Genomic DNA, 1982 nt, shown 5'->3' with positions numbered 1-1982 from the left:
TATTTTTCGGCTATATTTGGGAAATGCACCGTATCAAAAACATCATCGTTCTTATCGAAAAAAGTTCCAAAATACATATAGCGTTTGGTGGTGGTTGCTGTTCTTTTCAGAGTGATGAGGTTGCCGTAAATACTAACTTCTTTACCCACATAAGTTTTTAATTCAGCCGACAGTACGGAAGTCTGCATTTTGTATTTCAGCAGTCTAAACCGACTGCAAAGCGGGAAACTCAGCAATTCTATCTCGTCGTAGCTATCTATCAATTCTGAATAGGAGAACTCAGGCAATTCATAATCCTTATGAGGAGGTGTAAACAGTACAGCCTGGGAGGTTTTGGGTTTGGTTTTGTTCAGCTTAAAATGGGCTTTCCACAGCAGCTGGTGCTTGTCTATACCTGTAAATCTGAAGGCGTTGATGCGCAAGAGAATGCTGAGTTGTTCGATAGATAGCTCTACCCGATCTATGAACTCATCGAAAGAGCTGAACTCTCCGAAAAACTGTCGGTTCTCCAGGATCTTCTGAATGCTTTTGATTTCGAGTTCCTTGAGGTAACCAAAGCCCAGGTAGACATCTTTTTCGTAGATCGCCGTGGGATGGTCGCTTTTATTGATACAGGGCGGATGGATGTTTCCGCCACATCTTTTTATTTCCTTGAGATAGGTTTCTACATCATAAAATCCGCCGCCGTTGTTTAGTGCTGCCACCATAAATTCCAGCGGAAAGTAGCGTTTCAAATAAAGGCTCTGGTAACTTTCCACCGCATAGGAAGCCGAGTGACCTTTCGGAAAGGCATAGCCGGCAAAAGAGGCAATCTGCTCCCAAACCTCTTCTATCAGATATTCTTCATAGCCTTTTTTAAGGCAATTCTCTCTGAAAGTTTCTTTGATGCGAAGTAAATCTTCCTGCAGGTATTTCTTCCCGCTCATCCCGCGTCGTAACACATCGGCGTCGTCGAAATTAAGATCGGCGAAGTGGTGGGCTACCTTCATCACATCTTCCTGGTACACCATCACCCCATAAGTATCGGGCATGATCTCCAGCAGCACCGGGTGAGCTTCTTTTCTTTTCTCCGGATTCCGGTGACGCTGGATGTATTCTTTTTTCATTCCACCGCTGGAGACGCCCGGCCGTATCACCGAGCTGGCCGCCACCAGATTCATATAATCCTGAGTCTGCAGTTTGATGAGCAGACCTCGCATGGCAGGAGATTCCACATAAAAAACTCCCATGCAATCCCCTTTTTTGAGCAGGGAATTGATCTCAGGATCTTCCTTGAAACGCTTAATGTTTTCAATGTCTTCTATCCTGGCTTCGGGCTGATTTTCTTTGATGATCTCAATGGCATCGGTGATCTTGGAGAGGCCGCGCTGGGCGAGAATATCAAATTTATGGATGCCCACATCTTCGCAAACATTCATGTCGATCTGCAGGGTCCTGAAGCCCTTCGGTGGTAAAAAAGTAGCGCAATAATTATAGACCGAAGCATCAAGGATCGCGATTCCGCCGGAATGCACGCTTAGATAATTGGGGAGTCCCTCGATAAGGGCACTGTACCTAAGTACCAGTTTCTGGGTTTCATCAAGCTCTCCCAGCTCAAAATAACCCGAAGCCAGTTTGTCTATTTCCTCCTTTGGCAAGCCGAAAACTTTGCCGAGTTCCCGTGCTACGGCACGGCATTTAAAGGTAACGTAGGTAGTGAGCAGGGCGGTGTTCTCATTTTTTTTAAAAATATAAGCGGTCACCTCGTTGCGGTCTTTCCAGGAAAAATCTATATCGAAATCGGGTGGGGAATTGCGGGAGGCATTGATGAAACGCTCAAAATAGAGATCGAGCTCAATGGGGTCTACATTGGTGATCCCAATGATATAGGCCACTATGGAATTCGCCCCGCTGCCCCTACCGATGAACGGAAAGTTCTTAGAGCGGGCATATTCCACGATGTCCAGGTTGATGAGAAAATAGGGCGTGAAATTCAGATCGGT

General features: G+C 45.8%; 1 protein-coding gene. It reads right to left on the bottom strand.

Annotated elements, in window-relative coordinates:
• On the bottom strand, positions 1-1982 hold a 1982-nt coding region (locus tag ACESK1_RS13200; RefSeq protein ID WP_372920636.1), incomplete at both ends, for a DNA polymerase III subunit alpha.

Origin of the sequence: Salegentibacter sp., assembly GCF_041642575.1 — a bacterium.
Lineage (GTDB): Bacteria > Bacteroidota > Bacteroidia > Flavobacteriales > Flavobacteriaceae > Salegentibacter.
This window is presented reverse-complemented; position numbering and strand designations above follow the sequence as displayed.